This is a genomic window from Bradyrhizobium sp. 14AA, assembly GCF_054185205.1.
The window spans coordinates 22,246-28,537 of record NZ_JAVAYM010000050.1 but is presented as its reverse complement, the minus strand read 5'-3'; the positions used below and the strand labels follow the sequence as shown (position 1 = coordinate 28,537).

Here is a 6,292-nt window from a genome sequence, read left to right as displayed (position 1 = left end):
AATCCGGAGCCTTCAAGAGCGAGATCGTTCCGCTCAAGATCGAAGGGGGAGAGCACATCGTCGATGAAGGAATTCGATTCGACGCTTCGCTGGAGTCGATCGGCTCGGTCAAGCTTCTGAAGGAGAATGGCGTCGTCAGTGCCGCCAACGCGAGCCAAATCTGCGACGGCGCCTCGGCTGCACTGGTCGTCAGCGAAAAGGCCCTCAAGGACTATAATCTGAAGCCGATCGCGCGCATCGTTGGCCTCACGGTGACCGCCGGCGACCCCGTCATCATGCTTGAAGAGCCGATCAACGCAACCCGTCGGGCCCTTGCAAAGGCCGGAATGAAGATCGGCGATATTGACCTCTACGAGGTCAACGAGGCTTTCGCACCGGTGCCGCTGGCCTGGCTTCAGGCGATCGAGGCCGATCCCGCAAAGCTCAATGTCAATGGCGGCGCGATTGCACTCGGTCATCCGCTCGGAGCCTCGGGTACAAAGCTCCTTTCGACTCTGGTCCATGCTCTGAGGGCTCGAGGCAAGCGATACGGGCTTCAGACGATGTGTGAGGGCGGAGGCATCGCCAACGTCACGATTGTCGAGGCTTTGGGATGACCTTCCAAACCCGCTTCACGGAGCTTGTCGGCGTCCGTCACCCGGTCATGCAGGGCGGCATGATGTGGGTCGGGCGCGCAGAGCTCGCCAGCGCAGTTTCCAACGCCGGCGGGTTGGGTGTCATCACGGCCTTGACTCAGCCGACGCCGGATGATCTGCGGCGGGAGATCGAACGCTGCCGGTCGCTGACCGATAAGCCTTTCGGGGTCAACCTTACGATACTGCCCTCGGTGACACCTCCGCCTTACGCCGAGTATCGCAAGGCCATCATCGAAAGCGGGATCAAGGTGGTCGAGACGGCTGGTGCCCGGCCACAAGAGCATGTGGAGGAGTTCAAGTCCCATGGCGTCATCGTCATTCACAAATGCACGTCGGTTCGGCACGCCATATCTGCCGAGAAAATGGGAGTCGACGTCGTATCGATCGACGGCTTTGAGTGTGCCGGGCATCCCGGTGAGGACGACGTACCTGGCCTCGTATTGATCCCCGCTGCGGCAGACAAAATTTCCATTCCGATGCTGGCCAGTGGTGGCTTCGGCGATGGTCGCGGCCTCGCTGCTGCGCTGGCCCTTGGAGCTGACGGAATCAATATGGGCACGCGCTTCTGCGCGACGGTTGAGGCTCCGATACACGAAGCGGTGAAGCAGTTTCTGGTTGAGAACGACGAGCGGGCAACGAACCTCATTTTCCGAAAGTTTCGGAATACGGGGCGCGTCGCCAAGAATAGCGTGTCCGACAATGTCGTTGCGATCTCAAGCGTGCCCGACGCCGCGTTCGACGATGTCCGGCCATTGGTCGCAGGGGCGAAGGGGCGCGTTGCGCTTGAGACGGGGGATCTCGATGCCGGGCTGATCTGGGCCGGGCAGGTGCAGGGGCTGATTCACGACGTACCCACTTGCAAGCACCTGATCGAGCGGATCGTTGCCGATGCCAAAGTTACGATTGGTGGGCGGCTCGCTGGATTGCTGAAGCCTGAAGGTCTCCCGGTTTGAAGAAAGAGCCGGTGGATCGGCGTGTGGGGAAGTGCATGATTCAAGCGAGTCAAATGAAGGATCAAGAGGCGTTACTCTCGGTTCGAGATGTGACGGTGGCCTTCGGCGGCATCGTCGCGCTCAACGGCGTGTCCTTCGACATGCACAAGGGGCAGATCCTCGGATTGATCGGCCCCAACGGCGCCGGCAAGACCACGCTCTTCAACTGCCTCTCGCGCCTCTACCAGCCGTCGTCCGGCGACATCCTGATGGAGGGCGCGAGCATCCTGTCGCGGCCGCCGCACCGGATCGCCGAGATCGGCATCGGCCGCACCTTCCAGAACGTCGCGCTGTTTCCCAACCTGTCGGTGATGGACAACGTCCGCGTCGGCACGCATGCGCGCACCTCCAGCGACATCATCAGCGACTCGCTGCGCCTCGCCTGGATTCGCCGCAGCGAGACCGACGTCAACAAAAAGGTGCACGAGATCCTCGCCTATCTCGACCTCGAGGACGTCGCCCACACCGTGGTGTCCGGCCTGCCCTTCGGCACCCAGAAGCGCGTCGAGCTGGCGCGCGCGCTGGCGGCCGATCCGAAGATCCTGCTGCTCGACGAGCCGGCCGGCGGCCTCAACCACGAGGAAGTCTACGTGCTCGGCGACCTGATCCGCCGCATCCGCGACGACCGCCACATGACCGTGCTGCTGGTCGAGCATCACATGGGCCTCGTGATGTCGATCGCCGACCACGTCGTCGCGCTCAATTTCGGCAAGAAGCTCGCGGAAGGCACGCCCGCCCAGGTGCAGGCGGACCCCGACGTCATCAAGGCCTATCTCGGGAGCAAGGACCAATGACGACGCTGCTCAACGTCAAGGACCTGCGCGCCTATTACGGCCAGGTCCAGGCGCTCCATGGCCTGTCCTTCTCGCTCAGCGAGGGCTCGCTGACGACGCTGCTCGGTGCCAACGGCGCCGGCAAGACCACGACGCTGCGCGCGATCTGCAACATGGTGCGCTCCACCGGCGGCATCGAGTTCGACGGCAAGCCGCTGAACAACCGCTCCACCGAAAGCATCGTCCGGTTCGGCATCGCCCATGTGCCGCAGGGCCGCGGCACCTTCACCACCATGACGGTGGAGGAGAACCTGCAGTTAGGGGCCATCACCCGCAAGGACAATGCCGGCATCGTCTCCGACATCGAGCGCATGTATGCGCATTTCCCGGTGCTGAAGCAGCGGCACACCCAGCAGGCCGGCACGCTCTCCGGCGGCGAGCAGCAGATGCTGGCGGTCGCCCGCGCGCTGATGCTGCGGCCGCGGCTGATGCTGCTGGACGAGCCGTCCTTCGGACTGGCGCCCCTGGTCGTGCGCGACCTGTTCGGCATCCTCGGCAAGATCAACCGCGAGGACAAGGTGTCGATCCTGGTGGTCGAGCAGAACGCCCAGCTCGCGCTGGAGCTCGCCGACCAGGCCTATGTGATCGAGACCGGACGCATCGTGATGTCGGGCAAGGCCAAGGACATCGCGAACAACGAAGAAATCCGCAAATCCTATCTGGGTTACTGAGGAGCCGGCACGATGGAGCTGTTCACCAACCAGGTGCTGGCCGGGATCGCCACGGGCGCGATTTACGCCTGCATGGCGCTCGCCGTGGTCATGATCTACCAGGCCATCGACCATCTCAACTTCGCGCAGGGCGAGATGGCGATGTTCTCGACCTTCATCTCCTGGCAGCTGATGCAGTGGGGCGTGCCCTACTGGGCCGCGTTCGTGATCACGCTGGCATTCTCCTTCGTCGGCGGCATCGCGATCGAGCGCATCCTGTTCAAGCCGCTCGCGAAGGCCCCGGTGCTGACCAACGTCGCCGGCTTCATCGCGCTGTTCGCGATCATCAACTCCTCGGCCGGCCTGATCTGGGACTTCACCATCAAGCAGTATCCGACCCCGTTCGGGTCCTCGCCGTTCCTGGGCAGCCAGCTGATCTCGACCCACCAGGCCGGCATGATCGGCGTCACCGTGCTGCTGCTGCTCGGCCTGTACTTCATCTTCCAGTACACCAGGATCGGGCTCGCCATGCGCGCCGCCGCCTCGGTGCCTGAATCGGCCCGTCTGGTCGGCATCAACACGAGCTGGATGATCGCGCTCGGCTGGGGCATGGCGACCGCGATCGGCGCGATCGCCGGCATGCTGATCGCCCCCGTCGTGTTCCTGGAGCCGAACATGATGGGCGGCGTGCTGATCTACGGCTTTGCCGCCGCGGTGCTCGGCGGTCTCACCAGCCCGTTCGGCGCCGTGGTCGGCGGCTTCCTGGTCGGCATCTTCGAGAACCTCGCCGGCACCTACATCCCCGGCGTCGGCAATGAGCTGAAACTGCCGATCGCGCTCGCGCTGATCATCTCCGTCCTGGTCGTCAAACCCGCTGGCCTGTTCGGCCGGCACATCGTCAAGCGAGTTTGATCATGAGCGCAGCAGAAGAAGTCGTCGAAGGCCACGCGGCGGTCGAAGCCGTTCCGAAGCGGGCCATGACGCTGGGCACCGGCACCTCGGTGGTGGTGCTGTTGCTTCTCATTGCCATTCCCTTGTTCGCGAAGAACTTCGTGATCTTCCAGCTGACCCAGCTGTTGTACCTGGGCCTGGCCGTGCTGGCGCTGAACATCCTGACCGGCGGAAGCGGCCAGTTCTCGCTCGGCCAGAGCGCGTTCTACGCCATCGGCGCCTACGTCACCGCCGTGATGATGGAGCAGTTCAACGTCCCCTACTTCCTCTGTCTGCCGGTTGCGGCCGTGCTCTGCTTCGGCGCGGGCTTCCTGTTCGGCCAGCCGGCGCTGCGGTTCTCCGGCGTCTACCTGGCGCTTGCGACCTTCGCGCTCGCCACCGCGATGCCGCAGCTGCTCAAGCTGAACTTCCTCGAGCACTGGACCGGCGGCGTGCAGGGCCTCGTCGTCACCAAGCCCGATGCGCCGTTCGGCCTGCCGATGTCGCAGGACATGTGGTTGTATTACTTCACGCTCGTCGTCGTGCTCGCGATCTACATCTTCTCGGTCAACCTGCTGCGCTCCCGCTCGGGCCGCGCCTTCATGGCGATCCGCGACAACGAGATCGCGGCCTCGGCCATGGGCATCAACGTCGCGCTGTACAAGACGCTCGCCTTCGGCGTCTCCGCCGCCATCACCGGCGTCGCCGGTGGCCTGAGCGCCATCGCGGTGCAGTTCGTCGCGCCCGACAGCTTCACCATCACGCTGGCGATCCAGCTGTTCCTCGGCATGGTCGTCGGCGGCGTCGGCTGGCTCCCCGGCTCGATCGTCGGCGCCGCCTTCATCATCTTCGTGCCGAACATCGCGGAAGGCATCTCCAAGGGCCTCTCCGGCGCCGTGTTCGGCGTGCTGCTGTTCGCCGTCATCTACCTCGTGCCGCATGGCGCAAGGCAGGTCGCGATCCTGGGCCAAGGCTGGATCGCCAAAACTAAACAGAACTGAAATGCAACAAGGAGACCTCTTATGTTTGGCAGAACTATACAGACGACTGCCCTGGTGACAGCAGTCATTACGCTCGCCTCCGGTGCCGCGCAGGCGCAGAAGAAGTATGATACCGGCGCCACCGACACCGAGATCAAGGTCGGAAATCTCATGCCGTATAGTGGTCCAGGATCTGCTTACGGCGTCATCGGCCAGGTGGAGGCCGCATACTTCAAGATGACCAACGACAAGGGTGGCATCAACGGCAGGAAGGTCAACTTCATCAGCTATGACGACGCGTACTCGCCGCCGAAAGCGGTCGAACAGGCACGCAAGCTGGTGGAAAGCGACGAAGTTCTGCTCATGTTCGATCCGCTGGGCACGGCCAACAACACAGCAATCCAGAAATATCTGAACTCGAAGAAGGTCCCGCAGCTATTCGTCGCCGCGGGCGCAACGAAATTCAACGACCCCCAGAATTTTCCCTGGACCACGGGTTGGCAACCATCTTATCAGAGCGAGGCGCGCGCCTACGCCAAGTACATTCTCAAGGAGAAGCCAAACGCCAAAGTCGCTGTCTTCTTTCAGAATGACGACCTCGGAAAGGATTATCTGAAGGGTCTCAAGGACAAGCTCGGGGCACGGATCATTGCCGAGGAGAGCTACGAGACAACCGAGCCGACGATCGACACTCATATCGTCAAGCTCAAGGCGTCGGGTGCCGATACGCTGGTCAACATCAGCTCCCCCAAATTTGCTGCTCAGGCAATCAAGAAGATCGCTGAAATCGACTGGAAGCCGCTGCATATCCTCAGCAACGTTTCTTCTTCGATCGGTAGCGTCATCAAGCCCGCCGGCTTTGAGAATGCGCAAGGCGTTGTTTCCGCGACTTACCTGAAGGATCCGTCGGATCCGCAGTGGGACAATGACCCTGGCATGAAGGAGTTTCAGAGCTTCCTCACCAAATACTATCCCGAAGGCAACAAGCGGGACATATTGTTGATTACCGGCTACGCGCTTGCTGAGACGCTGGCCCAGACATTGAAGCAGTGCGGGGACGATCTCACCCGCGAGAATGTCATGAAGCAGGCTGCGAACCTGAAGGATTGGCGGACCGAGGCGCTCTTGCCGGGCATCTACGTGAACACCTCGCCGACCGACTTTGCGCCGATCAGTCAATTGCGTCTGATGCGCCTTAGCGGCGAGAAGTGGGAGCTGTTTGGTGACGTGATCAACGGCGACACGGACGATTGATCCGGTCTCGGAGTATTC

The 6,292-nt window shown here is 62.4% G+C and carries 7 protein-coding genes; all 7 read left to right on the top strand.

Annotation, left to right across the window (positions count from 1 at the left end; genetic code table 11):
- A partial coding sequence (locus tag RAD15_RS42300) for a thiolase family protein (RefSeq protein WP_458184598.1) occupies positions 1–596 on the top strand: 596 nt, incomplete at its 5' end.
- Positions 593–1,588 carry an NAD(P)H-dependent flavin oxidoreductase gene (locus tag RAD15_RS42295; protein ID WP_270162949.1) on the top strand — a complete coding sequence of 332 codons (996 nt, stop codon included), beginning with the start codon at positions 593–595 and terminating at the stop codon, positions 1,586–1,588. The genes RAD15_RS42300 and RAD15_RS42295, both read left to right, overlap by 4 nt.
- A gap of 35 nt (positions 1,589–1,623) precedes the next feature.
- Positions 1,624–2,421: an ABC transporter ATP-binding protein gene (locus RAD15_RS42290; protein ID WP_375849392.1), complete on the top strand. Its 798-nt coding sequence runs from the start codon at positions 1,624–1,626 to the stop codon at positions 2,419–2,421.
- Complete coding sequence (locus tag RAD15_RS42285) at positions 2,418–3,131, top strand: ABC transporter ATP-binding protein (RefSeq protein ID WP_375849390.1); 714 nt, start codon at positions 2,418–2,420, stop codon at positions 3,129–3,131. Before RAD15_RS42290 ends, RAD15_RS42285 begins: the two co-directional genes overlap by 4 nt.
- A 12-nt stretch (positions 3,132–3,143) precedes the next feature.
- Positions 3,144–4,022 carry a branched-chain amino acid ABC transporter permease gene (locus tag RAD15_RS42280; protein ID WP_375849389.1) on the top strand — a complete coding sequence of 293 codons (879 nt, stop codon included), beginning with the start codon at positions 3,144–3,146 and terminating at the stop codon, positions 4,020–4,022.
- 2 nt (positions 4,023–4,024) lie between these two features.
- The gene (locus RAD15_RS42275) at positions 4,025–5,041 is read left to right on the top strand and encodes a branched-chain amino acid ABC transporter permease (protein WP_458184597.1); all 1,017 of its coding nucleotides are present in this window, start codon (positions 4,025–4,027) and stop codon (positions 5,039–5,041) included.
- 21 nt (positions 5,042–5,062) lie between these two features.
- Positions 5,063–6,274: an ABC transporter substrate-binding protein gene (locus RAD15_RS42270; RefSeq protein WP_375849385.1), complete on the top strand. Its 1,212-nt coding sequence runs from the start codon at positions 5,063–5,065 to the stop codon at positions 6,272–6,274.
- The last annotated feature ends 18 nt before the right edge of the window (positions 6,275–6,292 follow it).